The following is a 25735-nucleotide window of genomic DNA, read 5'->3' as shown; positions in this document are numbered from 1 at the left end:
TCAATACTAAATTTAAAGTAGTTAAAAAGATTCAGCTAAAATTGCCACCCTTAATTGTAAATTAAGTATTGATAATTGATCATTGAAAATTGTTTATTAAATATACGTTTGGGAGGTGAAAAAATGAAACTAGAAAGTGGACAAAGTAGAATAGTCAAAAGTAAACATTTAGGATACGGATTATTAAGAGGATCATTAGGTACTGGAAAAACTACTGCAGCTATATATAGAGGTATTTATTTAAAAAATCAATATTGTATGTATGATAAAGATAAAGTATTAATCCTATCAAAAAACGAAGAAAATTTAAACTATATTAAGAACATATATGAGGATGCAGAAAAAACAGGAGTTCAATACATTACTTTATTTTCTTATATTGAGGACAAGTTGTATTTTAGTGTTATATATAAAATTATAAACAAGTATTTTTGGGAGTACATAGGAAATAATAATCTACAATGTAAAATAGCAAGTGAAAAAGAAAAGCGAACTATAATTGAAGAATGTATAAATGATGTAAAAGCTGAATACAAAAATTTAAAATATATAGATATAAAATATAGTAAATTCTTTTTAGAAGAAATACAATGGATGAAAGATTGTATGTATTATGATTTAGAGGAATATAAAAATGCAGATAGAATAGGTAGAAAAACAAAAAAAGGTGAAGGTCCTCAAAGAATTATAAAAAACTCAAAAATTAGAGAAGCAATATTTAAAATTATGCTTTTATATAATAAAAAATTAAAGGATAAAAATTTGGTGGACTATAGTGATGTAGTATATATAGCATTAAAAGAAGCTTTTCAAAATAAAGAAAATACATTTAATCACATAATAGTAGATGAGGCACAAAATTTTACTAAACTAGAATTAAAATTTATAGAGGCTTTAGGAAGAAAAAATATATATTCAAGCATACTATTTGTTGCAGATAAAGAGAAAAGTTCAAATCCTAAAGGATGGATAACTAAGGGACGGAAATTAAATAATCTTCAATTAGGTTTTGAATTTAAAAGATTTAATTTAAATAAAAAAATATCTATGGATATTAAAGATATAGATGATTACAAAATTACAAAAAAAGTTTCAAACAGTTTTATGGAAAATGTAGATGTTTCTAATATCGCTAATGATAACTTTGAAGATAAAGTTTTAGATAAAAATCAATGGCATAAAGATAAGGTGAGCTATGATATGGATAAGTTTGAATATGTAGATATAAAGCATAGAAGATCTTATGAATTTTTCAGAGATCTAGGTAGTAATGAAGAAATTATTGTGGAAGATCAAGGTGGTAAAGAAGAGTATAAAGAGGATGAATTAGCAAAACTACCAGTATTTAATGATATAGCAGCAGGAGAGCCTATACTTATGAATCCTTGTGTAGAAGGAGAATTTAATATACCTAAATATTGGGTAAGGGGTATTAAAGATTGCTTCATATTAAAGGTAAAAGGTGATAGTATGATAGGTGCTAACATAGAAGATGGGGATCATGTGGTAATAAAGAGGCAACAAATGGCTGAAAATAAAGATATAGTAGCAGTTAACTTAGAGGGCAGTGCAACCCTTAAAAGGTTATTAATAAAAAAATCTGGAGCAGTACTTATGCCAGAAAATAAAAAATATAAACCTATAGAAATACTAGAAGAGGGAGCAAGCATCATAGGAGTAGCAGTGGGAATAATAAAAGGGAAATAGCAATATATAATTTATTTATGTATTTTGTATGTAATATTCCAATTGAAATTTGTAAACTTTAATACAAAAATTATTAAGTATAAGAATAACTTCATAAGTTTATTAAACTGTTTTGTATTTGTTATAATAAATACAAAACAGTTTTTCTATTACAAATATCTTTTAAATGAAAATATAAAAATCAAATGATTGCTAAATATAACTAAATAGTTTTACATGAAGAATAAGCATTTGAAAAGTGCTAAATATTTTTTACATAAGTATTAGAATGGAGAAGTAAATATGAAGGAAAAAAATAAAATTGTATTAATAACAGGTGGCGTAAGAAGCGGTAAAAGTGAATTTGCAGAAAGCTTACTTGAAAATGAGGAAAGTGTTTTGTACATAGCTACGGCAAAGATTACAGATAAGGAAATGGAACATAGGGTAGAAAAACATAAGAAAAGAAGAAATAGTGCATGGAGAACCTATGAAGGATATAAGGATTTAGGAAAAATAATAAAACATTATAATGAGAAAAACATTTTATTAGATTGTGTAACTGTAATGACAACAAACCTAATGTTTCATAAAGAAATAGATTATGAAAATATTAAAGAGGAAGAGTTAGATAGGATTTTGGAAAGTATTAAAAAAGAATTTTACGATTTAATAATATCAGTAAATGAAGAAAACAAAGATATAATATTAGTTACTAATGAGGTGGGTTATAGTATTGTGCCAGCTTATAAATTAGGTAGAATATTTAGAGATTTTCAAGGTATTATAAATAAATTTATAGCCTCTTTAAGTGATGAGGTTTATTTAGTAACCTGCGGAATACCATTAAAAATAAAATAAAAATGTTCCCCCAAGGGATATGAACAAAATATATCTTTACTTATAATAGATAATATGGTATTATTTACCATGGATAGGGGGAATTGTTATGAGAATTAAAAAAATATGCAAATTGATTCTTGGACTAACTTTGAACTTGTCATTAATAGCTAGTGTGCCATCAGTATCTTATGCTAAGGAGAAAGATACTAAGGAGGTACAGGTATATACTGAAACTACAGATAAGTTTAGTAAGAATGTTTTTGAAGAAGTGTTTACAAATGAAGATACGAAATTTTTAAGAGAGTCTTTAAAGGCTGAAATAAAGTATTTAGAAGATTCTGTTGAAGTGAAAATTAGAACTAGAATTCAACCATCTACTGAGAAAGGACTTACTTTGTATGCCGATGGTAATCCAGTAGAAGTTAGTTCAAAAGGAACTATAATAATACCTAAAAATACTAAATTAATTTCTAAATTAAATAAACAGTCAAACCATAGTAATATGAAGGCTAAAAACATGAGTGCAGTTAATGGAGAAAATAGAGCTATAGTATCAGACAATTTTTTTACAACAGATATTAAACAAACAAGTTCAAATAAATCAGAATCTGTCTTTAGAGTTAGTTCTGGAGAACTTCTGGAGAAAATGGATCAGTTAGAAGATTCATGTGGTAAGGATCTTCATAATGCTAGATCTTTAAAAGCTAGTGCTAGAAAAGGCTATGGAGATAAATATTATACTGGAGATACAGTTCATTGTAATAGATTTAATGGACAACTTACAGATGATGTACATTATAACTGGAGAACTGGAAGTGCTGCTGACAAAGCTAAAGCCGTAAGGAATTTTTATGCAAGTGATTGTCATATAGCATTAGTTCAAGCAGGAAGTGGATGTACAAGCAAAGGCTCTTGTCAGTGTAATACAACAAAAAGGGCAGCTTATTGTTCAAGCTTTACAAGAGATGAAAATTCACTAAGAAATTGCCCTTACACATATCATAAACATACAGGATTAGTAATTCCAAGATAGTGTTTATAATGAAAAAGACTAATAAAATTATTTTTATTGTATTCATTGTTATATTTATAGGCTTGTCATATAGACATTTTACTAACACAGATAAAGCTAGAATGGAAATTTCATCATTATCAAGCATAGATGTTTTTAAGTTTAATAGCTTTTCTAAATTTAGTAATGATAAGATAGGTGTAATTTATGATGAAGAAAAATTATCAAAGTTTAAAGTGATTATGAATTCACTAGATACATCAGAGGGAATTAAAAAAATAGAAGTTCCTAAAGATGCTAATATAGAATCATTTAAATATTCTTATCATATACAACCTAACCTAAAATATGTTGAAGACAATAATGTGTATGATGGTTACTTTCTTTTGTACATTTTGGTAGGTGATTCAGAAGGGAAATCATACATAATTTTTTCTGGAACAGAATTGAGTTATGTTCTTGATAAAAACAATACAAATATTTTAAAAGAAATATTTTTAAATGTAAAAAAACAACAATAAATTAAGGCAAATCCAATTTGAAGCTTTTAAGATCTATCTTCATAATTTGGGTTTGCCTTTTTTACACAAACATGATATTGAAATATATGTTAAGTGATATATTAGAGAAACGATTTATAGATTTAAAAAAGTTTTACATTTATTCTTTTATATTATCACAATAAACATTAATAGCTTCTCTTAAAAATTTAGAAAGACCAACTTTATATTTATCTATATTGGATGTAAATCTTTCATCATTAATATAAAGATCTCCAAGACCTCTAAATATTTCAGGAGTACAGTTATAAAAGTTTTTAGAAATATGATTTCTAAAATCATGAACAGCTTCTTGAACTTCTTTATGCCCTGGATCTCTATCCATAAGATTTACTAGTTTTTTATAAATTTCATCCCAATCTTTCATTATATTATTCCAATCTTCTTTTGTATATTTAGAGGTTTTTTCATTACTTTCTTTATAAGCAGAGGTGTTTCCATATTTCTCTTTTACTTCCTTTGAATATTTCTTTTGATGTTCTTCTATTTTAGTCATATCAAATGCTCCAAGCACTTCTTTTTTATCCATTTTTATTCCTCCTTCAATACAATCTATGGTTTTATCCACAGATTGTATAATTTTTTCAAGTCTTATCTTTTTTTCTAAAAGTAACTGCCTATGAGTTTTTAAAGCTTCTTTTCTATTAAAATTTGGACTGTCCAAAATGATTTTTATTTCTTGTAGGTGAAAATTAAGTTCTTTAAAAAATAGAATTTGTTGCAATCTATCAAGATTTTCATCTGAATAAAGTCTATAACCTGCAGTATTTATAGACTCTGGTTTAAGTAAACCTATTTTGTCATAATGATGAAGCATACGTACACTTATGCCGGCCATGTCAGCAACTTCTTTTACTTTATAATGCAATGTTTATCACCTCTATTTTTATAATAAGCTATAACACAGTGTTAGGGTCAATGGTTATTTGAAATTTTTATAATTAATTTTTAAGTGTTATATAAATAAAATTTAGTAATTCATTTATTATAATTTACCAGAAAATAAATAATATAAAAAAGTGTAAAGGTAACAAATAAGAAAGTGTTGCTTTTACCATTATATAGATAAAATCTAAGAATATTTTAACTATAACATATTAAAAAAATTTTGTTATTAAGTTTATTGATAAATTTCTTTTGGTGTTAATATAATAATGTAGGAGATATTAAGTATAAATAAATATAATAATAAGAAATGTATGTATAAATAATTGTTTGTTGACAATAAGATATATTTGTTATAACCTTAAATATGGTAATTTAATAAAAAAATTTAGGTGCCTTTACATAAAAGGTGAAAAGGGAATGTGGTAAAATCCACAGCAGCCCCCGCTACTGTAATTGAGGACAAATCTTTAATAAACCACTCTTTATAAAGGGGAAGGGAAAGATGAGGAAGAATCATGAGCCAGGAGACCTGCCTAGATTTTTATTAGGTAAACTTTCGGAGGGAAAGATAACTGTGCAAAAGGAATATAATATAGGTGAACTATGCCTATTTTTAACTATGCATTGGCTATAAACTCTAAAGTTTATAGCCAATTTTTATATTAAAAAATAAATTGAAATTGGAGAGAATTTTATGGCTAAAATAATGATTCAGGGAACAGCATCTTCTGTAGGAAAAAGTCTTATAGTGGCTGCCCTTTGTAGAATATTTAAGCAGGATGGATATAGTGTTTGCCCTTTTAAATCACAAAACATGTCTTTAAATTCTTATATAACTTTAGATGGAAAAGAAATGGGAAGAGCTCAAGTACTTCAAGCCTATGCAGCTGGTTTAGAGCCAGAGGTTTATATGAATCCTATACTTTTAAAGCCTACATCAGATAAAAAATGTCAAATAATAGTTAATGGTAAAGTGTACGGAAATAGTACAGCTATGGGATATCATAATTTAAAATTAAAGTTTAAAGATATGCTAAAAGAGCATTTTAATAAATTAGAAGAAGATTTTGATATAGTTGTTATGGAGGGGGCTGGAAGCCCTGCAGAAATAAATTTAAGAGATAGAGATATAGTAAACATGGGTATGGCAGAACTTATAGATGCACCTGTACTTTTAGTTGGAGATATAGATAAAGGAGGAGTTTTTGCATCCTTAGCAGGAACTATGCTTCTTTTAAAAGAGGGAGAAAAGGAAAGAGTAAAAGGAACCATAATAAACAAGTTTAGAGGAGATGTAGAAATACTAAAACCAGGTTTAGATATGCTAGAGGATATAGTACATATACCTTGTTTAGGGGTAGTCCCTTACACTAGATTACAGTTAGAGGATGAGGATGGAGCAGTAGAATTTAATAAAAAAGCCTATGCACCAATTGATATAGCAGCAATAAAGATGCCTCATATATCAAACTTTACAGATTTAGATGCTTTAAAATCAGAAGAGGATGTATCTATAAGATTTATAACTTCAAAAGAGGAATTTAAAGAGCCGGATCTATTAATAATACCAGGGAGTAAAAATACCATAGAGGATTTACTTTATTTAAGACAATGTGGATTAGAAGAACGTATAAAAGAATATAGTAGAGAGGGCAAAATAATAGGTATCTGTGGAGGATATCAAGTATTAGGTAGTAAAATTAAAGATCCATACAAAGTGGAGACAGATTTAGGAGAGATTGATGGATTAAATCTTTTAGATATGGAAACTATCTTTGAAGAGGAAAAGGTTACAACACGGGTTTCTGCAAGACTTTTAGATGAAGAGACTGAAAATGCTGTTTATGGTTATGAAATACATATGGGAATAAGTAAATATGGTAAAAATGTTACTCCATTATTTAAAATCTATGATAAAAATGGAGAAAAAGTAGATTACTTTGATGGAGCAATAAATAGAAAAGGAAACATAATGGGGACCTATATCCATGGGATTTTTGATGGAGTAGCTTTTAGAGAAAAAATAATAAATGAATTAAGAGTTAAAAAAGGTTTAAACAAGAAGAAATCACAAGTATATGAACATATGAGAGAAAAAGAACTAGATAAGATTGCAGATATAGTACGACAAAGCTTAGACATGGAAAAAATTTATTCCATTATAGGCATTAAGTAATTTTTAGCTCTAGAAAGATAGTTTTATTACTATAAATCTTATGGAAATATTTCTTAGAAGATTTACTCTTTAGTAATAAGATTATTGAAAGCTTTGATTATTAGTATTAGATTTTTTACAAGTTTCACTTGCTATAAGAATTTCTTATGCTCTAGCAAAAGGAGTTATTTAGTGGAGTAGTCCCTTTTATATAAGACTAAATGTTAGGGATTTTAGACATATGATAAAAAAAGTAAGAATGTAAGGATGATAATGAGATGTATTTAAATGTAACTGCAAATTTTGTAGATATAATTATAGCGGTTTTTATAGATTGGATTATTGGAGATCCTCATTGGTTTCCCCATCCAGTTATATACATAGGGAGGCTTATTAATTTTTTAGAAAAAAAATTTAGAGCTAAAGTGAAAAATGAGGAAAATTTAAAGCTCTATGGTGAAATAATTGTAGCGATAGTGTGTTTTGCTAGTTTTTTAATTCCATTTATGATTTTGCAAGCTTTTAAATTTAATTTTTATATTTATCACGGGCTAAATATTTTAATAATATGGACAACTTTAGCAGCTAAATGTCTCCATGAAGAAGCTATAAAGATATATCATGCTTTATATAAAGAAAATATAGAGGATGCAAGATTAAAACTTTCTTATATAGTAGGAAGAGAAACAAAAGATTTAATTGAAAATGAAATAATAAGAGCAGATGTAGAAACCGTAGCAGAAAATGCATCCGATGGTATAATAGCACCACTTTTTTATGCAATAATTGGTGGAGCACCTTTAGCTATGATGTATAAAGGAATAAATACTATGGATTCTATGCTTGGATATTTAAATGATGAATATAAATATATAGGATTTTTCCCAGCTAAGGTAGATGATGTTTTTAATTTTGTACCAGCAAGATTAACAGGAATATTAATGTGTATATCAGCGCCAATAGTAGGGGGCAATCCATTTAAAAGTTTTAAAATAATGATAAGAGATAGAAAAAATCATAAAAGTCCTAATTGTGCCTATCCAGAAGGAGCTACAGCAGCAGCCTTAAAGATACAATTAGGAGGAACAAATGTATATTTTGGGCAAGTGGTAGAAAAACCTACTATAGGAGATGAAATAAAGGAATTAGCACCAATACACATAAAGGAAAGCATAAAACTTATGTATGCTAGTGAAGCGTTAATGATAGTAATGTGTGTTATAATTTTTAAACTTTTTTAAACTATATAGCTAGCTTTTTATCTTGAAAATTAATGATAAGCAATAATTAATTTAATTATAGGGACAGTTCTTTAATTTTGGTAATTAAATTAAAGTGAAAAGCAGGTAATTGATAGGGAAACTTTAGAAGTTAAAAATCTATATAAATTTTTTAGAAGTTTTTAATGTAATGAAAAATTATAACCTTAATTCTTAATTCGTAATTGTTTAAAAAAGGTGGTATTTATATGCATGGTGGAGATATTTATACAGAAGGAATTTTAAAAGGAAAAGAACTTATAGATTTTAGTTCTAATATAAATCCTCTAGGGTTGCCAGACAGTTTTAAAGATAATTTACAGGAAGCCCTAAATTGGGTACAAATTTATCCAGATATTCAGTATAGAAATTTAAAAAGAAATTTAATAGACTATTTAAGCTTTTTTCTAGATTATTTTTATAAAGAAAAAGTAGGCAAACTTAACATAAAAGAAGAAAACTTGGTTTTAGGCAATGGTGCCGTAGAAATAATAGATTTAGCTATAAGTAATTTGAAAAGCATATCTATTTTAGTGCCTTCCTTTGTTGAATATGAATTATGTGCGAAAAAATGGAATGTACAAATAGATTATTGTAATTTAAATGAAGATATGACATATAACTATGAAAATATAAAAAAATCCTTAGAAAAAACAGAAGGAATAATATTGGGAAATCCTAATAATCCTAATGGATCAGTAATAGATAAAGATAAGTTTATATACATATTAGATTATTGCGAAAAAAATAATAAAATTGTAATTTTAGATGAAGCTTTTATAGAGTTTACAGGAAAGAATTCCTTTAGTTTTTTAAACTTATGTGAAAGATACAAGTGTATTTTTATAATAAGAGCTCTAACTAAGTTTTTTTCTATGCCAGGCATAAGATTTGGCTATGGGATAAGTTTTAATAATGAATTTTTAAATAAAATAAGAGAAAAACAAAATCCTTGGAATATAAATTGTTTTGCAGAAATTGCAGTTAAATATGTTTTAAAGGATGAAGAGTTCATAGAAAAATCCATAAATTATATAGAAAAAGAAAAAATATTTATCTATGAAAATCTAAAAAAATGTGATTTGTTTCAAGATGTATACAGCACATATAGTAATTTTATACTTTGTAAGTTAAAGGATATTACAGGAGAACAGCTTAAACAAAGACTTTTAGATAAAGGATTTGTTTTAAGAATTTGTAAGGACTTTAAAACTTTAAATAATGATTATGTAAGATTTGCAATAAAAACTAGAGAGCTTAATCAGGCTTTAGTAAATATTTTAAAGGAAATAAAGTAAAAGAAAATTCCCTTTAAAGTGAAGAATTATTTCATAAAATGAATAGTTGGTTTTAAATATAAGAATAATTATATGAAATATATAGCTGTTTTTAAAGCAAAGAATAATTTTATAAAAAAGATACATATTTTTAAAGCTTAAGAATTTTAAGAGTTCTCAGTTTCATAGAAGAGGGAGTATTGGCAATGAGAAAAATAGATAACTATATTTTAAATATTATAAAAATATTATAGTTTAATTAATAAAAAATAGGAGGGGGAAAAATGAAGAAGAAGTATTTATTTTTATTAACGACCGCACTTGTACTAGCTTTATCACAAAGTGCATATGCCATGCATATTGCAGAGGGATTTTTACCACCTAAGTGGGCAGCACTATATTTTGTTTTAAGTGCACCCTTTATAGTAATAGGTGTAAAACACATAAGACAAAAAACTAAAAAGAATAAGGATTTAAAGATGTTATTAGCAGTTGTTGCAGCTTATGCATTTATACTATCTGCTATGAAAATACCATCAGTTACAGGTAGTTGCTCACATCCAACAGGAACAGGTCTTGGAGCCATAATATTTGGACCCTTTGTAGCATCAGTGGTTGGAGTAATAGTGCTTTTGTTTCAAGCCATATTACTAGCTCATGGTGGAATAACAACTCTTGGAGCTAATACTTTTTCTATGGGAATAGTAGGACCCATAGTATCTTATTTAATATATAAAGGATTAAAAAATAAAAATCAAAAATTAGCTGTGTTTTTGGCAGCAAGCTTAGGAGATTTAGCTACATATACTGTTACATCATTGCAGTTAGCACTATCTTTCCCAGCAAAAACAGGGGGAGTTATGGCAGCCTTCGCTAAATTTGCTACCATATTTTCTCTAACTCAAATACCACTAGCTATTATAGAAGGCTTAATAACTATAATGATTTTTGAGTTTATGATGAAATATTCAAAAGAAGAATTAAAAACTTTAAGTGAGGTATAGTATATGAAAAAACAAAATATTATTATAACTATAGTATCTGTAGTAGTTATACTTGCTTCTTTATTTATAGGAGGAGCAAGAGGTGGAGAATTTGCAGGAGCTGATGACCAAGCAGAAGGTATTATAGAAGAAATGAATAAAGATTATGAGCCTTGGTTTGAAAGTATTTGGGAACCACCATCAGGAGAAATAGAAAGTTTATTATTTGCATCACAAGCAGCATTAGGAGCTGGAGTTATAGGATATTATATAGGTAAAAAGAAGAATGCTAAGAACAATAATGCTTCTGTCAAGAACCAGTAAGCTTTCTAATATACATCCTTTAGAAAAGGCAGTTTTGAGTATAATCCCAATTGTAATTTTGGGATTTACTCAAAACTACATAATTGTTTTTTGCAATATTTTATTTTTCCTATTTATAAATATCATTTCTAAAAATAATAAAAAAATATTTACAAAAATAACTCTAGAGGTAACAGTTTTTGCAGCCATATCTTCTATAACTTTTGTTTTTGATTATGGAATTGTATACACATTAACTCTCATACTTAAAAGTGTAAGTGCAGGCTTATGTCTTTCATTTTTTTCACTTACCACACCTATAGATGATATGCTTTATTGCCTGGGCAAAAAAGAATATTTTAAAGATATCTGTGATATTGCCAAGGGAATGGAAAGATTTTTGGTAGTCATAAATGATGAATATAATATTTTATATAGTTCTATAAAATCTAGAGGTGGATTTGACAGCTTTAAACTTAAAATTAGAAATACAGGAAAAATGGCAGCTATTCTTTTTATAAATACATTAAGTAGATGGAAAATAATAAAAGAAGGATTAGACAGTAGAGGATATGTAGGATATATGCCTTATTTAGAGAGAGAATTTGATTTTTCTTATATAAGATTTTTTAGTATACTCACCTATATTATTTTAATACTATTATTAGTAATATTTTTAAAATAAAAACAACAATTTAAGAATTATAAAAGATTGGAAGCTGATTATATAAATTTAAATAGTTAGAACCCAATTGACATAAATAATAAGGCTTGTTATTTAAAAACTATTTAGAAAGATTAAGTCTTCGTTCGTTAAAGGCTACTTATATAAATAATGAAGGTTTTTGATTTATAAATCTAGTAAATTATTAAAATAATAAAAATTAATAGTATATAAGTAAAAAGTTATGTTGTATATAAAAACATAATATTTTTAATTATATTTATAGAAGTATATAATTAGAATTAAGGAAAAACAATGGTTTAAGATTACTATAAATACTTTATATTATGATTCTTTAGTATATTAAATTTAAATTATAGAAGATGAAATTTTGGAGTGGGTAAATTTGCAGGAAAAATATAATTTTATTGCTTTAAAGTCTAGAAGAATAAGAATATTAATAGTAGGAGGGGGAAGGGCAGCTTTTATAAAAGGGAAAGCTTTTTTAGATAGAGAATGTAGTTTATATATACTAGCTCCTAAGTTTTCAAAGGATGTATTAAATTTAAAAACATATAACAATGTAGAATTTATAAAAAATAATTATGATAAAAAATACATATTAGATAAGCATTTAGTTGTTATAGCTACAGAAGATGAAGAAGTAAATAATGAAATAAGAAATAATTGTGACGAATTGAGTAAACTATACATAGATTGTTCTGATAAAGATAAAAGCCTATGTTTTAACAGTTTTCAAAGGGAAAGTAAAACTATGGTGTTAGCTTTAAATAACAAAATAGGTTGTCCAAAAGCTACTTCTTTTATAGGAGAAAAAATAAAAAGAGACTTAGAAAAATATGATAATTATATAGAATATGTAACATATATAAGAAGCATCACAAAAAATAATCCTATGAAAGATGAGATTATAGATTTTATCTGCAGCAATGATTTTCACTTCTTTTTTGAAAAAGGGTATGGTAATCTAATCTTATCAATGTTTTATGGAGGTATGGATTTTGAATTTTGTAATAGCCACAAGAAGAAGTAAGCTTGCTCAGGTGCAAACAGAAATAATAATAGATTCGTTAAATAAAAAGCATGATATAGAATGTGAAAAATTATTGATAGAAACTATAGGAGATAAAATATTAGAAGTATCTTTAGATAAGATAGGTGGAAAAGGGCTATTTGTTAAAGACATAGAAGTAGCTATGTTAGAACAAAGGGCAGATGCAGCAGTACATAGCATGAAGGATGTACCTTATGAAATGCCTAAGGGATTTGAAATAATAGCTATTCCTGAAAGAGAAGATGTAAGAGATGCCTTTATATCCTTAGATAATATAAAATTTAAGGATTTAAGAGAAGGTGCTAAAATCGGTACAAGTAGTAGGAGAAGAGCAGCCCAGTTAAAGCTTCTACGTCCAGATTTAGATATTGTTCCTATAAGAGGAAATGTTCAAACTAGGATAGAGAAAATAAAAAAAGAAAATCTAGATGGAATAATATTAGCAGTAGCAGGTCTTAAAAGGGTAAATTTAGATCATTTAATTACAGACTATTTTGATACAAAAGAAATGGTACCAGCAATTGGACAAGGTGCCTTAGGCATAGAAGTTATGGAGGAGCATCCTAAAAAGGAGTTATTTAAAGATTTAGATCATTATAATTCAAAAATATGTGTTTTGGCAGAAAGAGCTTTTATGAGGGAACTAGATGGAGATTGCCATTCAACTATAGGAGCCTATGCATCTATAAAAGATAATATAATGCATATAATAGGCATATTTGAAAGAAAAAATAAAATTATTAAAAAAGAAATTACAGGAACTAAAGATCAGTATGAAAAATTAGGTATAGCCTTAGCAGAACATATATTAAAGGACTAAAAGTAGGCATTTTCATAGATTAGATAAGATATGTTCATTAAGTTATTCTTATACTAAAGTAAAGTTTGTTTATAGGAATTTTATAAAAGCTTATAAAGAGGATTATCAGTTACTATGCGAAGTATAGGAATTATAAATTTAGTATGAATAGTTATGTTTGATTAAGATATAAGGTAATTATTATGATTATAAATTAATAATACTCACTTTAATAGAATATGCGAGTATTATAAGTGGGATTAGTGGGAAAAAGTAATTTTAAATAAAAAGGTATCCCACACTTTTATGTTTAGGAGGAAAATATGAGTAAGGTATATTTAATTGGTGCAGGGCCAGGGGATGAAGAATTAATAACTTTAAAAGCTATAAGAGCCCTAAAAAAATGTACTGCAGTTATGTATGATAGATTAGCAAATGGAGAATTGTTAAAATATTTAGCACCAAGTTGTGAAATTTATTATTGTGGAAAAGAACCGGGCTGTCATTATAAAAGTCAGGATGAAATAAATAAAATGCTAGTTAAGTTAGCAAAAGAAGGTCATATTGTAGGAAGAATAAAAGGTGGAGATCCCTATGTATTTGGAAGAGGGGGAGAAGAAGCCTTAGATATTTTAGAAGAAAATATAGAATTTGAAGTTATACCAGGAGTAACTTCTCCAGTGTCTGTACTAAATTATGCAGGAATTCCTATAACCCATAGAGGAATATCAAGGGGATTTCATATTTTTACAGCTATGACTAAGGATAAATTAGATATAGATTGGAAATCTGTGGCTAATATAGGAGGAACTTTAGTATTTTTAATGGGTCTTGGAAGATTAGAATTAATAACTAAAGGTCTTATAGAAAATGGAATGGACAAAGAAAGTAAGATAGCAGTAGTTATGAAAGGCACTACCTCAAAGCAAAAAAAAGTTATAGGTAACTTAGAAAATATAGTAGAAAAAGTAAAAGAAGCTAAACTAGAGTCACCAGTAATAATAGTAGTAGGAGAAGTAGTTAGTTTTTCAGATAAATTAAATTGGTATGAAAAAAAGCCTTTATTTGGAAGAAATATATCCATAACCCGTACAAAAGAGCAAGCTAAGGAATTAAAAGTTCAACTTTTAGATTTAGGGGCTGAAGTTACAGAAATAAATTCCATAGAAATAAAAAATACAGAGGATAATTTAAAGTCTTATTTAAGTAAATTAAAAGAATATGATTATATAGCTTTAACCAGTGTAAATGCAGTTAAAATATTATTTGATTATTTGATTAGAGAAAATATAGATATTAGAAATATTAATGCTAAATTTGCAGCTATAGGACCAGCCACCAGTGAGGCAATAAGGATGAGAGGAATAATGCCAAGCGTTAAGTCAAAGCATTTTGTAGCAGAAAGTCTTTTTGAAGAAATGAGAAAGCATATACAAAAGGGAGATAAGATACTTGTGCCTCGTTCAAAAGATGCAAGACCCTTTCTTGTGGATGCATTAAGAAAAGAAGGTTGCATTGTAGATGAAGTACATATATATGAAACTTTATGTGGACAATGTACATACACTGAAAGATTTGAAAATGCAGACACAGTATTATTCACAAGTCCATCTACTGTTAGAAATATGATTTCCATGGTGGACATAGATAGTATAAAAGAAAAAGATATTATAGCAATAGGTCCTATTACAGCCAAAGAATTAGATAAAAATAATATAAAATGCAGTATTTGTGATGAATATTCTATAAATGGCATAATAGATAAACTTTTAGACCTTAACTAGATGTTATAAATCTATAAAATCTTTATAGTTTATATATAAATAAATTCAATTTAATTAGCTTAGGCTAGATATTAAAAGGAGACGAGAGTTATGTTTAGAAGACACAGAAGATTAAGAGAAAATGAAGCAATAAGAGCTATGGTAAGAGAAACAGTGATTAGAGAAGAAGATTTTATATACCCAATGTTTGTAGTAGAAGGAAAAAATATTAAAGAAGAAATATCTTCATTACCAGGAAATTATCATTATTCTATAGATAGATTAGAGGAATTAGTAGAGGAAGTAAAAAAATCAGGCATAAAAGGTATAATGATATTTGGAGTACCAGATCATAAAGACGAATGTGGTTCTGCAGCTTTTGATGACAATGGAATAGTTCAAAAGGGTATAAGAAGATTAAAAGAATTAATGCCAGAATTATATATAGTTGCAGATGTATGTATGTGCCAATATACAAGTCATGGACATTGTGGAATAATTCATGGTCATAATGTGGACAATGATGAATCATTAAAATATTTAGCAAAAATATCTTTATCCTATGCAAAAGCCGGTGCAGATATGATAGCTCCTTCAGATATGATGGATGGAAGAGTTTATGCTATAAGAAAAATATTAGATGAAAATAATTTTAAACATGTAGGTATAATGGCTTATAGTGCAAAATATTGTTCAGCTTTCTATGGCCCTTTTAGAGAAGCAGCTAATTCAGCACCACAATTTGGAGACAGAAAAACTTATCAAATGGATCCAGCAAACGGAAGAGAAGCAATGCTTGAAATAGAAGATGATATAAATGAAGGTTCAGATATAGTAATGGTAAAACCAGCTCTACCATACTTAGATGTTATAAGAATGGCAAAGGATAGATTTGAATTTCCGTTAGCAGCTTACAATGTAAGTGGAGAATATGCTATGGTAAAAGCAGCAGCTAAACAAGGACTAATAGATGAAAGAAGAGTAGCCCTAGAAATGCTAACATCAATAAAAAGAGCAGGAGCAGATATAATAATAACTTATTATGCATTCGAAGCAAGTGCTTGGCTAAAAGAAGACAGAAAATAGTATGCATAAGTTGTCTTAAAATTAAATCTAAAGAAAATAAGTGTCTAGTTTACAGTGAAGAGTGAAATTTTTTCATCCCATGAAAAAATTTCACTCTGTACTCTGTACTCTGTACTCTGTACTCTGTACTCTGTACTCTGTACTCTGTACTCTGTACTCTGTACTCTGTACTCTGTACTCTGTACTCTGTACTCTGTACTCTGTACTCTGTACTCTGTACTCTGTACTCTGTACTCTGAATTAAAGAGGTGTTTTTATGAGAAGTATAATAATATCTTCCAATAGTAGTGGCGGAGGAAAAACTACAGTAACTTTAGGGCTTATGAAAGCTTTAATTAAAAAAGGTTATAAAGTTCAAGGATATAAAGTTGGTCCTGATTATATAGATACTGCCTTTCATTCTTATGTAACAAAAAACAGTTCTAGAAATTTAGATTTGTTTTTAATGGGAGAGGATGGAGTTAAAGCATCCTACAGCAGAGGAAAAGGTGACTTAGGTATAATAGAAGGAGTAATGGGATTATATGATGGTAAGGGTATAGATACAAAATATTCTACAGCCCATCTATCAAAGGTCTTAAATTTACCGGTGGTTTTAGTAATAACTCCAAAAGCTCAAAGTGCAACATTATGTGCAGAAATCATGGGAATATTAAATTATGAAAAGATAAATATAGTTGGAGTAATTTTTAATAAAGTAAGTGAAAGTTATTATAATTTACTTAAAAGATTGATTGAAGAGAATTGTAAACTAAAGGTATTTGGATATGTACCAAAGGAAGAAAAATTAGAATTGAAAAGTAGACATTTAGGTCTTATACAAAGTAGCGAAATAAAAGATTTAGAAGAAAAAATAGATATATGTAGTGAATTGATTTTAAAATATGTAGATATAGAAAATTTAATAAATCACTTTGAAAAAACAGAAAAATATAAAGATAATTTTTACTTAGAAAACAAAAATCTAAATATAGGCATACCTTATGATAAAGCCTTTAGTTTTTATTATAAGGAGAACATAGAACTATTAGAAGATATAGGGAACATAAAATATTTTAGTCCTATGAAGGATGAAAAATTGCCACATGATTTAGATTTTTTATATATAGGCGGAGGATATCCTGAAGTTTTTATAAAGGAATTAAGAGAAAATAAATCCATGCTAAGTAGTATAAATAAAGCATTAAATAATGGACTTTCATGTTATGCAGAATGTGGAGGACTTATGTATTTAACAGAAGGCATAGAAGATTTAGATGGAGATTACAAGGAAGCAGTAGGGTTTTTTAAAGGTAAATGTCATATGACTAAAAGACTTCAAAATTTTGGGTATGCGAAGATAGAAGTGGAACAAGAAAATAAAATATTACCTAAGGATTTAACAATTAATTGTCATGAATTTCATAAATCCTATGTGGATTTAAAAGATGATAAAATATATAAACTTACTAAAAATCTCTATGATGATTCCACAAAAAAATGGAACTGTGGATATGTAAAAAATAATACATTGGCAGCATATGCTCATGTACATTTCTTCGGAAATATGGACTTTATAAAAAATTTATTCAACAGATAAAAATTTTAAAATATAATATATCAGGATTAAATGATAATATATTCTAAAGTGAATTTTTATTTAACTTATTAAAATATGAATTTATGGAGGAAGTTAAAATGACTGAAAGAGAAAAAATGTTGGCAGGAGAACTTTATGACTGTGGAGATAGCGAACTGCTTTCGCAATGGCATAGGGCAAAAAACTTGGTTCGTGACTATAACCAAACAAATTCTGAAAATTTGGAACAGAAAAATAGGATTTTAACAGAATTGTTGGGAGGGCGAGGCGCTAATCTTTGGATAACGGCACCATTCTTCGTAGATTATGGAAATAACATATATTTGGGAAACAATTGTGAAGTAAACATGAATTGCACTTTTTTAGATGATAATAAAATCATTATTGGTAATAATGCTCTAATTGCTCCAAATGTGCAAATTTATACAGCATTTCATCCCACAAATTTACAAGAAAGATTTGGAGAAGTTAAGGAAGATGGTTCTTTTGAGTTTTGCAAGACACAGACAGCTCCAGTTGTAATTGGAAACAATGTTTGGATTGGCGGTGGAGTTATTATCATGCCAGGTGTTACTATTGGAGACAATGTAGTGATTGGTGCAGGTAGTGTTGTTACCAAGGATATTCCCTCTAATAAGATTGCTTATGGAAATCCTTGCAGAGTTGTGAGGGATAATGGTTAATTGTCCAATTTCAGTATATTGGGCTGGAAAATCAGAATTTTATATAAAATTTGATGAAATGGTAAATTCCAGTTTGTACGATATTTATTTAATATGTTTAAGGCTTAAAGGCAGGGAGATAGAGTTATGAAAGATTATATAAAAAAACCAATGGATATAGAAAAAAGAAGTTTTCAAATAATAGAAGAAGAGATGGGACAACATAGTTTTTCAGAGGAAGAATTAAAAATAGTAAAAAGAGTAATACATACTACCGCAGATTTTGAATATAAGGATTTAATCTATATAAAGGAAGGGGCCATAGAGGCAGCAAAAGAAATTTTTAAAAAGGGTACAAAAATTTATACAGATACCAACATGGCTCTATCAGGTATAAATAAAAAGGCTCTAAAGGATTTGAATTCTACAGTTCAATGTTTTGTATCTAAAGAAGATGTAGCTCTAATTGCAAAGGACAGAGGTATAACAAGATCCATGGCAGCAGTAGAGCTAGCAGCAGAGGAAGGAATAGAATTTTTTGTCTTTGGAAATGCACCAACAGCTTTATATAAGCTTATGGAACTTATGAAAGAAGGAAAAGCAAATCCCAAATTTATAATAGGAGTACCAGTAGGTTTTGTAGGCGCAGCGGAATCAAAAAAAGAATTAGAAAAATTAGATGTTCCCTTTATAACTATAAGAGGAAGAAAAGGTGGAAGCAATGTTGCAGCTTCTATAGTAAATGCACTAATGTATATGTTAGTAAAAAGATAAGAAATGTTTTATTCATAATACGATTAAAATGTGACGTAAATATTAAAAATGGTGATAGGAACAATGTTCTTTGAAAATTGAATAATACGGAGTTTAAAAAGTATTATATTTTTATACAAATATAAAAATATATGGAATATGTAGTATGATTTTAAGTGTGATTAAATCGTGCTTGTATTTTAAAACTAACTAACTGTATTAAGATAGTGCATTTTGGGTTCGGAAAAATTTATGAGATTACTGTACTTATATGGCAGATGTCATCATTTAAAACAATGATTATTTATGTATGATGGGGGAGAGAGAGACTATGAAAATAGAAACAAATCACGTAATAATTCGAGATTTTGAGAGGAAAGACGCCCAAAATCTTCATAGGATTGTTAGAGAGAAAAACATTTTTCGATTTATGCCTGATTGGGCAGAAAATGGTGATTCACCACAGTCATATTGGGGATATATTGATTGGCATCAAACTGAAAAAAATTCAACAGATATTTATAAGAATAAAAGATATGCTATCGCATTACCTGATACGGATGAAATGATTGGAATGGTTGGCATGGGACTTGAAGATACATTAAATGAAGTTGAAGTAGCCTATTTTATGTCAGAAAAATATCAGAGAAAAGGATACACAAAAGAAGCCATAAATGCTTTAGTCAATTGGTGCTTTAGCGTGTCAGATATAAAGTATCTTATATTGTCTATTGATTGTGCAAATGTCCCTTCTTGCCGTCTTGCGGAGAAATGTGACTTTGAATTATTCGAAAAAAGAACACCTATAGGACATAAGCAATCCAACATGGAAAGTGATAGTTACTTTTACTACAGAAAATATAGAAATCTGCCATAAATATCATTATATTTGTTACGCATTTTTCATATTTAACGTCATAACTGAAAAAACGAACAGTTTACTTAAGCACGGCATTATTCATGAATTGAATTTTGGGGTGTCTTTACGTCATAATTCAAATATAAAATTGATTAATTGATAAAGTAGGGGAAGGCTAAATATTTATAAATTTGGGGGTGTAGATATGAATAATTACATTATTAGAGAAAGTAGTAGTGAGAAGGAAGCAGATTTAATTGTTGATAGGATAGTTGAATACAACTTATCAAAGGTTCCTGGTAAACAAGAAGTTCCTCTTTTATGTATAAATAGAGTTATTGAAGATACAAATGGAGAGATTATTGCAGGAATACTTAGTAATATGTATTGTTGGAATTGTATATATATAGATGCTTTATGGGTTAAAGAAGAATATAGAAAAGATGGATTAGGTACGAAACTTTTAAAAGAACTTGAAAAAATAGCTAAAGAAAAAGATTGCCACTTAATTCATTTAGATACTTTTGATTTTCAAGCAAAGGATTTTTACATTAGGCATGGATATGAAATCTTCGGCGTATTAGATCAGTGTCCAGAGAATCATAAAAGATATTTTATGAAGAAAAATATATAAATCATAATGATTATTAATAGGAAACTAGAATTTAGTTAAATAAAATGATTAATTTATAACATGTCTACAATAAAGTTTATAAAATAATATATTCTAGCATTGTTAATAGTATATAATAATACTAATTGGGAAATAATATAAAATTTATTATAGAAGATAATGGAATTATTAATACAGAAAATAGAGAAATAGATATATTAGAGATAATAAATATAAGGAGTGAATTTAAGTGGATAAATTCATAAAAAATATAAAGATAGCTAAGGATATAAAAAACTCAATTTATTATAAGCTTAGGCATGAATTTTTATATCATTCAAATAGAATAGAGGGAAGTACATTTACTACTGAATCTCTTGCATTATTATTAGATAAAAATGTTGTTGAAGGTAAACATACATTAGATGATGTTCAGGAAACTGTAAATTCAGCTTATGTGTTTGATTATATTATAGATACTATCGATGAAAAGGTTGATATGAGATATATAAAATACTTAAATAGTATGTTAAAGCATAATACAACAGATTATGAAAGGGGATTTTCAGGAGTATTTAAGAAAATACCTAATACTATTTTAGGCACTAATGTACAACTAGCTCAACCTTATGAAGTTGAATACAAATTAGAAGATATTATATCATGGTACTACCAAAATAAAATTATAAATTTAGATATAATATCAGAATTCCATTTTAGATTTGAAATGATTCATCCATTTCAAGATGGTAACGGTAGAATAGGTAGGTTCTTAATGTTAAAACAACTGTTAGAAAATGACTTGCCTTTATTTATAATATCTTGGGATACAGAGGATTTATATAGAAAATCACTAGCAAAATCTTCAATAGGAAATTATGCACCCTTAGTTGAATATTTAAAATCTCTTAATGATTTTAAAGAAGTAAATAAAGATTTATGGGATTTTTAAATTTAATAAATTTGGAGGGAAATAAAATTATGTTAGATTTATTAAAACAAAGAAGAAGCATAAGAAAATTTCAACAAAAGCCAATAGAAGAGGAAAAAGTAGAAGCTTTAAAAAAGGCATTACTTTTAGCCCCATCCTCTAGAAATATAAGACCTTTAGAGTTTATATTTTTAGAAGATAAGGAAATTTTAAAGGATATTTCAAACTGTAAACCTCATGGAGGAACTTTTATAAAGGATGCACCCTTAGCAGTAGTTATATTAGGGGATGAGGATAAAAGTGATGTATGGGTAGAGGATGCCTCTATAGCCTCTATAATATTACAACTTGAAGCGGAATCTTTAGGTTTAGGATCTTGCTGGTCACAAATAAGAAATAGAAGCTATGATGAAAATAAAATGGCAGAGGATTATATAAAAGAAAAACTAAATATAAAAGAAAATTATAAGGTGGAATCTATAATAGCCATAGGATACAAAGATGAAGTTAAGAAACCTATAAGTGAAGAAAAATTAGATTTTGATAAAATTCATGTTAATAAATTTATTTAAGAAAAATAAGAATTAATGTGTTATAAAGAATGCATTAAATAGTAATAAATTTGATTGGAGATTATAAATATGAAGGTAGTTCTACATTTTATAATTTTTATGGTCTTAATTATCTGCGTTGAAAAAATGATTGAAAAAACTAATATTCATGTTGCATTAGTAAATAAAATTAAAAAATACAAGCATTACAAAAAATTTTTATTTATAGGATTGATTATTATTGGATTTGTGATAGAAATGGCCAAACAATCATTAAATGTAAGATTCGGTAAGCATAATATACCAAGTATTGTATTAGGTGCAATTATACTCGGTATATACTTAGAATTTTTACCTTATATTTTTTCAAAAAACATGTTTAGATTAAGAGTTTATAATACAACAATTAAGTTAATACAGATGTTTTTATGTAGAATGGATAATGAATCTTCTATAAATAAAGGAGTTTTAAAATATGAGTGAGGAAAAGCAACTTAGAATAATAGAAGTAGTTCCACACAACTCTAAATGGAAAATAGAATATGAAAAAGAAGCACACAAGATATATAACATAATGAAGGATGAAATAGTTGAAATACATCATATTGGGAGTACAGCTATAGAAGGGATCTATGCAAAACCTATAATAGATATTTTAGTTGAAGTAGAAAATATTAACAATGTGGATAATTATAATGAACAAATGAAGTCTTTAGGATATATTCCAAAGGGCGAGTATGGAATAAAAGGACGTAGATTTTTCTTAAAAGGATTGTATCATAGAACTCACCATGTTCATATATTTGAAAAAGGTGATTCTGAAATAGAAAGGCATATAAATTTTAGAAACTATATGATAGAACATAAAGAAGAAGCTAAAGAATATGAAGAGTTAAAGAAGGAACTAGCTTTCAAATTTAGATATGATATAGATTCTTATTGTGAAGGTAAGGATAGGTTCATTAAAAAAATAGATGAAAAAGCTAAGCTGCGGGTAAAGGAAAAATAAAGACATTATATAAAAAATTATAGATACTAGCTAACATTGGAATTTAAGTAAGTATAAAGCATGGATTATATGGAGTGGATAACATGGGAAATTATAAAAAAGGTCAAAGGACAGTGTATATTATTGCAATAGTATATTTTATATTAGCTATAATAACTAATTTCTTTTTAGATATAAAGGTTCCACATGGAGATTTTACTAATGTCATATTAAAATTTAGTTTTAAAGGATTTACTATAGCATCAGTAGTGAGTATACTTGTGACTTTAATTATATGTTATTTTTTATGTGTGGGAAATAATACTGTTAAAAATATACTAACAGCAATGATGTCTATTGGTATGTTTTTTATGTTATTAGACGTATTAAATGGCATAGAAGGTGGAAGGTTTGGAGTAGGCAATTGGTTTGCTTTAGTTGAGTTTTTAATATCTTTAATTATAGTAATACTATTAAATAAGAATAAGAATGTTAAATCCTTTTTTAGTGAAAAGAAAAAAGGAACTCATAGCATTAACAAAATGTAATTCGGAGGATTTATGCTAGATTTATATGTAAATTGTGATGGAAAAAAATTAAGATGCGGATATACTACCGGTTCTTGTGCAGCTGCGGCAGCTAAGGCAGCTGCTATAACTCTTTTTTATAATAAAAAATTAAAAGAAATAAATATAGATACTCCTAAAGGGATAGAACTTACCATTCCTATTGAAAAAATAGTGATAGATGACAATTCTGTAGAATGTGCAGTTATAAAGGATGGTGGAGATGATGCGGATATAACCCACGGAATAGAAATATGGGCAAGAGTAGAAAAAAAGTCCAGTGGATATGCCTTGAAAGGTGGAAAAGGTGTTGGAGTAGTTTGTGGTGAAGGCCTATATGTAAAAAAAGGGGAAGCTGCTATAAACCCAGTTCCACGTTCCATGATAGAAAAAGAGGTAACATCGGTAATACCAAAGGATTCTGGTGTGGAAATAACCATATTTGTTCCAAGGGGAGAGGAGATAGCTAAAAAAACCTTTAATCCAAGATTAAATATTATAGGTGGAATATCCATATTAGGAACAACAGGAATAGTAATGCCTATGTCGGAAGATGCTCTGAAAGCCTCCATAGAATTAGAAATAAATCAAAAAACCTGCCATGGTGAAAAAGAATTAATACTTTTATTTGGTAACATGGGAGAAAAAATGGCAAAAGAGGTTAATTTAAAGGAAGATAATATGGTCATAATGTCCAATTATGTGGGTTTTGCCCTTAATTGTTGTATGGCAAGAAAACTAGAGAAAGTAACTATAGTAGGTCATATAGGAAAAATATCTAAAATAGCTTCTGGCTGTTTTAATACCCATAGTAGAATATGTGATACTAGACTAGAAACATTAGCTTTAGAATTAGCGCTTATGGGATATGACAAAGATTTAGTAACTAAAATATATAACCAAAAAACCACAGAGGGTGCAGTGAATTTATTAGGAGAAGGCTACGAGAAGCTCTATAAAAATTTGGGGGAGAAAATAATAAGAAAAATAGAGCAATATACCTATGATTCTATAAAAGCAGATATTGTAATGTATTCTATGGAAAAAGGAATAATATACTCTTCTATAGAATAAGTGAAGCCAATACAATTCTTAGATTTTATTACATATTATTTAATTTAGGAGAGGTTTTATATTAAATTATAATCCCTTAAATAAATATAAAAAATTAAAAGTGTTGTAAAAAGAAAATTTTATAAAACTATCTATTGTTCAATATTAAATATGGACGAGGGGGGATTTTCATGAATACTATACATAAGAATTTACAATTTAAGAAGATTTACATAGTAGGCTTAGGACCAGGACATAAAGATTATATGTTAAGTGGTGCCATAAATAATTTAGAAAAAGTGGACATAATAATAGGATTTAAAAGAGCAATAGAAAGTCTAGATTTTATAAAAAATAATAAAAAAATAGTAAATAAATTAAGTGAAATATTAGATTACATAAAGGAAAATAGGGATAAAAGTATATCTATAGTAGCCTCAGGAGATCCCTGTTTTTATGGTATAAGCAATTATATTAAAAACAATTATGGAGGTAAAATAGAGATAATTCCAGGCATAAGTTCTTACCAATATATGATGGCAAAAATTAATGAAAGCTGGCAGAACAGTTTTTTAGGAAGTCTTCATGGTAGAGAAGAAGAGTTTATAGAAAAAGTTAAAAGCTATGAAAAATCTATTTGGCTTACAGATATAAATAATAGTCCAGATAAATTATGTAAAAGGCTAATAGAAAATAACATAAAAGCAGAGGTAATAGTAGGAGAAAATTTATCTTATAGTGATGAAAAAATAATCAAAGGTAAACTAGAAGAATTAGAAAATATGAGTTTTGGGGAGCTTACAGTGGTATATGTATACAACAGGTAG

The 25735-nt window shown here is 27.7% G+C and carries 26 protein-coding genes, 1 pseudogene and 1 riboswitch; of the genes and pseudogenes, 26 read left to right on the top strand and 1 reads right to left on the bottom strand.

Translation table 11 applies throughout. The annotated features are described in order from the left end of the window. Positions 1–123 precede the first annotated feature (123 nt). The 4 genes from ACYUEW_RS17520 to ACYUEW_RS17505 all read left to right on the top strand — a co-directional run bounded on the left by ACYUEW_RS17520 (position 124) and on the right by ACYUEW_RS17505 (position 4062). On the top strand, positions 124–1707 hold the full coding sequence (locus ACYUEW_RS17520) for a LexA family protein (RefSeq protein WP_460277531.1): 1584 nt from the start codon (positions 124–126) through the stop codon (positions 1705–1707). A 282-nt stretch (positions 1708–1989) separates the two neighbouring features. Beyond that, the gene (gene cobU, locus ACYUEW_RS17515; protein WP_460277529.1) at positions 1990–2547 is read left to right on the top strand and encodes a bifunctional adenosylcobinamide kinase/adenosylcobinamide-phosphate guanylyltransferase; all 558 of its coding nucleotides are present in this window, start codon (positions 1990–1992) and stop codon (positions 2545–2547) included. A gap of 88 nt (positions 2548–2635) precedes the next feature. Next, positions 2636–3562, top strand: coding sequence for a hypothetical protein (locus ACYUEW_RS17510; protein ID WP_003489166.1), 927 nt, complete (start codon positions 2636–2638; stop codon positions 3560–3562). A gap of 8 nt (positions 3563–3570) precedes the next feature. Next, positions 3571–4062 carry a hypothetical protein gene (locus ACYUEW_RS17505; RefSeq protein WP_003489168.1) on the top strand — a complete coding sequence of 164 codons (492 nt, stop codon included), beginning with the start codon at positions 3571–3573 and terminating at the stop codon, positions 4060–4062. 139 nt (positions 4063–4201) lie between these two features. Here the strand turns inward: ACYUEW_RS17505 and ACYUEW_RS17500 are convergent, their stop codons facing one another. Next, on the bottom strand, positions 4202–4969 hold the full coding sequence (locus tag ACYUEW_RS17500; RefSeq protein ID WP_003489170.1) for a MerR family transcriptional regulator: 768 nt from the start codon (positions 4967–4969) through the stop codon (positions 4202–4204). Positions 4970–5359: 390 nt separating this feature from the next. Continuing rightward, positions 5360–5540: riboswitch (cobalamin riboswitch) on the top strand. Between the two features lie 143 nt (positions 5541–5683). Between ACYUEW_RS17500 and ACYUEW_RS17495 the strand changes: the two genes are divergently transcribed. The 22 genes and pseudogenes from ACYUEW_RS17495 to cbiE all read left to right on the top strand — a co-directional run bounded on the left by ACYUEW_RS17495 (position 5684) and on the right by cbiE (position 25735). Continuing rightward, entirely contained in the window at positions 5684–7165 is a 1482-nt protein-coding gene (locus tag ACYUEW_RS17495; protein ID WP_159034522.1) for a cobyric acid synthase, read from the top strand. 257 nt (positions 7166–7422) lie between these two features. Beyond that, entirely contained in the window at positions 7423–8385 is a 963-nt protein-coding gene (gene cbiB / locus ACYUEW_RS17490) for an adenosylcobinamide-phosphate synthase CbiB (protein ID WP_003489175.1), read from the top strand. Between the two features lie 227 nt (positions 8386–8612). After that, positions 8613–9701 carry a pyridoxal phosphate-dependent aminotransferase gene (locus ACYUEW_RS17485; RefSeq protein WP_042386337.1) on the top strand — a complete coding sequence of 363 codons (1089 nt, stop codon included), beginning with the start codon at positions 8613–8615 and terminating at the stop codon, positions 9699–9701. A gap of 263 nt (positions 9702–9964) precedes the next feature. Then, positions 9965–10684: an energy-coupling factor ABC transporter permease gene (locus ACYUEW_RS17480; RefSeq protein ID WP_003489179.1), complete on the top strand. Its 720-nt coding sequence runs from the start codon at positions 9965–9967 to the stop codon at positions 10682–10684. A gap of 3 nt (positions 10685–10687) precedes the next feature. Further along, a complete protein-coding gene (locus tag ACYUEW_RS17475; protein WP_003360875.1) occupies positions 10688–10987 on the top strand; it encodes an energy-coupling factor ABC transporter substrate-binding protein in 300 nt (99 codons plus the stop codon). Next, complete coding sequence (locus ACYUEW_RS17470; protein WP_460277547.1) at positions 10965–11651, top strand: CbiQ family ECF transporter T component; 687 nt, start codon at positions 10965–10967, stop codon at positions 11649–11651. The genes ACYUEW_RS17475 and ACYUEW_RS17470 overlap by 23 nt, the downstream gene beginning before the upstream one ends. A gap of 385 nt (positions 11652–12036) precedes the next feature. Next, entirely contained in the window at positions 12037–12684 is a 648-nt protein-coding gene (locus ACYUEW_RS17465) for an NAD(P)-dependent oxidoreductase (RefSeq protein ID WP_042386340.1), read from the top strand. After that, on the top strand, positions 12653–13525 hold the full coding sequence (gene hemC / locus ACYUEW_RS17460; protein ID WP_080333497.1) for a hydroxymethylbilane synthase: 873 nt from the start codon (positions 12653–12655) through the stop codon (positions 13523–13525). The genes ACYUEW_RS17465 and hemC overlap by 32 nt, the downstream gene beginning before the upstream one ends. Positions 13526–13827: 302 nt before the next feature. Further along, positions 13828–15288 carry a uroporphyrinogen-III C-methyltransferase gene (gene cobA, locus ACYUEW_RS17455; RefSeq protein WP_159034520.1) on the top strand — a complete coding sequence of 487 codons (1461 nt, stop codon included), beginning with the start codon at positions 13828–13830 and terminating at the stop codon, positions 15286–15288. 90 nt (positions 15289–15378) lie between these two features. Then, positions 15379–16353 (top strand): porphobilinogen synthase, encoded by a 975-nt coding sequence (gene hemB / locus ACYUEW_RS17450; RefSeq protein ID WP_159034519.1) that lies wholly within the window; start codon positions 15379–15381, stop codon positions 16351–16353. Between the two features lie 256 nt (positions 16354–16609). Next, on the top strand, positions 16610–17932 hold the full coding sequence (locus ACYUEW_RS17445; RefSeq protein ID WP_159034518.1) for a cobyrinate a,c-diamide synthase: 1323 nt from the start codon (positions 16610–16612) through the stop codon (positions 17930–17932). 98 nt (positions 17933–18030) lie between these two features. Further along, complete coding sequence (locus tag ACYUEW_RS17440) at positions 18031–18615, top strand: sugar O-acetyltransferase (protein WP_159034517.1); 585 nt, start codon at positions 18031–18033, stop codon at positions 18613–18615. 126 nt (positions 18616–18741) lie between these two features. Then, complete coding sequence (locus ACYUEW_RS17435) at positions 18742–19368, top strand: precorrin-8X methylmutase (RefSeq protein WP_159034516.1); 627 nt, start codon at positions 18742–18744, stop codon at positions 19366–19368. 289 nt (positions 19369–19657) lie between these two features. After that, positions 19658–20224, top strand: coding sequence for a GNAT family N-acetyltransferase (locus tag ACYUEW_RS17430; RefSeq protein ID WP_231701394.1), 567 nt, complete (start codon positions 19658–19660; stop codon positions 20222–20224). Positions 20225–20411: 187 nt separating this feature from the next. Then, on the top strand, positions 20412–20840 hold the full coding sequence (locus ACYUEW_RS17425; protein WP_159034515.1) for a GNAT family N-acetyltransferase: 429 nt from the start codon (positions 20412–20414) through the stop codon (positions 20838–20840). Positions 20841–21069: 229 nt separating this feature from the next. Beyond that, on the top strand, positions 21070–21771 hold the full coding sequence (locus tag ACYUEW_RS17420) for a Fic family protein (protein WP_159034514.1): 702 nt from the start codon (positions 21070–21072) through the stop codon (positions 21769–21771). Positions 21772–21800: 29 nt separating this feature from the next. After that, entirely contained in the window at positions 21801–22322 is a 522-nt protein-coding gene (locus tag ACYUEW_RS17415) for a nitroreductase family protein (protein ID WP_159034513.1), read from the top strand. A gap of 69 nt (positions 22323–22391) precedes the next feature. Beyond that, positions 22392–22673 (top strand): annotated as a pseudogene (locus ACYUEW_RS17410) (hypothetical protein); the annotation flags it as partial. A gap of 103 nt (positions 22674–22776) precedes the next feature. Next, positions 22777–23310: a GrpB family protein gene (locus ACYUEW_RS17405; protein WP_460277519.1), complete on the top strand. Its 534-nt coding sequence runs from the start codon at positions 22777–22779 to the stop codon at positions 23308–23310. 83 nt (positions 23311–23393) lie between these two features. Beyond that, positions 23394–23837: a hypothetical protein gene (locus tag ACYUEW_RS17400; RefSeq protein WP_460277517.1), complete on the top strand. Its 444-nt coding sequence runs from the start codon at positions 23394–23396 to the stop codon at positions 23835–23837. 12 nt (positions 23838–23849) lie between these two features. Next, positions 23850–24929: a cobalt-precorrin-5B (C(1))-methyltransferase CbiD gene (gene cbiD, locus ACYUEW_RS17395; RefSeq protein WP_159034510.1), complete on the top strand. Its 1080-nt coding sequence runs from the start codon at positions 23850–23852 to the stop codon at positions 24927–24929. A gap of 170 nt (positions 24930–25099) precedes the next feature. Next, entirely contained in the window at positions 25100–25735 is a 636-nt protein-coding gene (gene cbiE, locus ACYUEW_RS17390) for a precorrin-6y C5,15-methyltransferase (decarboxylating) subunit CbiE (protein ID WP_159034509.1), read from the top strand.

Source organism: Clostridium sp. CTA-1, from assembly GCF_054768215.1.
The sequence above is the reverse complement of the archived record's forward strand: the minus strand, read 5'-3'. Positions and strand labels throughout refer to the sequence as shown.

Excerpts from the sequence above, each read along its gene's own strand:
- ACYUEW_RS17520 (WP_460277531.1), top strand. The coding sequence starts at position 124 with ATGAAACTAGAAAGTGGACAAAGTAGAATAGTCAAAAGTAAACATTTA.
- cobU (WP_460277529.1), top strand. The coding sequence starts at position 1,990 with ATGAAGGAAAAAAATAAAATTGTATTAATAACAGGTGGCGTAAGAAGC.
- ACYUEW_RS17510 (WP_003489166.1), top strand. The coding sequence starts at position 2,636 with ATGAGAATTAAAAAAATATGCAAATTGATTCTTGGACTAACTTTGAAC.
- ACYUEW_RS17505 (WP_003489168.1), top strand. The coding sequence starts at position 3,571 with ATGAAAAAGACTAATAAAATTATTTTTATTGTATTCATTGTTATATTT.
- ACYUEW_RS17495 (WP_159034522.1), top strand. The coding sequence starts at position 5,684 with ATGGCTAAAATAATGATTCAGGGAACAGCATCTTCTGTAGGAAAAAGT.
- cbiB (WP_003489175.1), top strand. The coding sequence starts at position 7,423 with ATGTATTTAAATGTAACTGCAAATTTTGTAGATATAATTATAGCGGTT.
- ACYUEW_RS17485 (WP_042386337.1), top strand. The coding sequence starts at position 8,613 with ATGCATGGTGGAGATATTTATACAGAAGGAATTTTAAAAGGAAAAGAA.
- ACYUEW_RS17480 (WP_003489179.1), top strand. The coding sequence starts at position 9,965 with ATGAAGAAGAAGTATTTATTTTTATTAACGACCGCACTTGTACTAGCT.
- ACYUEW_RS17475 (WP_003360875.1), top strand. The coding sequence starts at position 10,688 with ATGAAAAAACAAAATATTATTATAACTATAGTATCTGTAGTAGTTATA.
- ACYUEW_RS17470 (WP_460277547.1), top strand. The coding sequence starts at position 10,965 with ATGCTTCTGTCAAGAACCAGTAAGCTTTCTAATATACATCCTTTAGAA.
- cobA (WP_159034520.1), top strand. The coding sequence starts at position 13,828 with ATGAGTAAGGTATATTTAATTGGTGCAGGGCCAGGGGATGAAGAATTA.
- hemB (WP_159034519.1), top strand. The coding sequence starts at position 15,379 with ATGTTTAGAAGACACAGAAGATTAAGAGAAAATGAAGCAATAAGAGCT.
- ACYUEW_RS17445 (WP_159034518.1), top strand. The coding sequence starts at position 16,610 with ATGAGAAGTATAATAATATCTTCCAATAGTAGTGGCGGAGGAAAAACT.
- ACYUEW_RS17440 (WP_159034517.1), top strand. The coding sequence starts at position 18,031 with ATGACTGAAAGAGAAAAAATGTTGGCAGGAGAACTTTATGACTGTGGA.
- ACYUEW_RS17435 (WP_159034516.1), top strand. The coding sequence starts at position 18,742 with ATGAAAGATTATATAAAAAAACCAATGGATATAGAAAAAAGAAGTTTT.
- ACYUEW_RS17430 (WP_231701394.1), top strand. The coding sequence starts at position 19,658 with ATGATGGGGGAGAGAGAGACTATGAAAATAGAAACAAATCACGTAATA.
- ACYUEW_RS17425 (WP_159034515.1), top strand. The coding sequence starts at position 20,412 with ATGAATAATTACATTATTAGAGAAAGTAGTAGTGAGAAGGAAGCAGAT.
- ACYUEW_RS17415 (WP_159034513.1), top strand. The coding sequence starts at position 21,801 with ATGTTAGATTTATTAAAACAAAGAAGAAGCATAAGAAAATTTCAACAA.
- ACYUEW_RS17405 (WP_460277519.1), top strand. The coding sequence starts at position 22,777 with ATGAGTGAGGAAAAGCAACTTAGAATAATAGAAGTAGTTCCACACAAC.
- ACYUEW_RS17400 (WP_460277517.1), top strand. The coding sequence starts at position 23,394 with ATGGGAAATTATAAAAAAGGTCAAAGGACAGTGTATATTATTGCAATA.
- cbiD (WP_159034510.1), top strand. The coding sequence starts at position 23,850 with ATGCTAGATTTATATGTAAATTGTGATGGAAAAAAATTAAGATGCGGA.
- cbiE (WP_159034509.1), top strand. The coding sequence starts at position 25,100 with ATGAATACTATACATAAGAATTTACAATTTAAGAAGATTTACATAGTA.